Here is a 280-nt window from a genome sequence, read left to right as displayed (position 1 = left end):
CCCGTGTTGATCTGACTCGCTGGGTAATAGCGCGTCTGAGCGTAATTTGCGTTGGTGTGCAGGAAGTTATTCCCATCTCCGGCCGCTCGCGAAAGCATGCTTTGGGTCACCGACTGCAAGTCGCCGTAAAGCGTACTCGCCGACGTTTCTTCCTGAGCCTGAGCTGAACCAGAGCCAACAAGTGCCGCACAAGATATTGCGGCCAGTCTCGACCAATCAAGCATACCGTGTCCTCCCAAGGTTTGCGTTGAAGATCTCTCTAAAGTTACGTAGGGTAAAC

The 280-nt window shown here is 53.6% G+C and carries 1 protein-coding gene; it reads right to left on the bottom strand.

Going from position 1 to position 280, the window contains the following annotated elements:
- Positions 1-224, bottom strand: a 224-nt coding sequence (locus E0702_RS19710) for a hypothetical protein (RefSeq protein ID WP_205742037.1), incomplete at its 3' end; no start/stop codon positions are given.
- Positions 225-280: the final 56 nt, after the last annotated feature.

It is taken from the genome of Halomonas marinisediminis (assembly GCF_004347715.1).
Taxonomy (GTDB): Bacteria; Pseudomonadota; Gammaproteobacteria; order Pseudomonadales; family Halomonadaceae; genus Halomonas; species Halomonas icarae.
The sequence above is the reverse complement of the archived record's forward strand: the minus strand, read 5'-3'. Positions and strand labels throughout refer to the sequence as shown.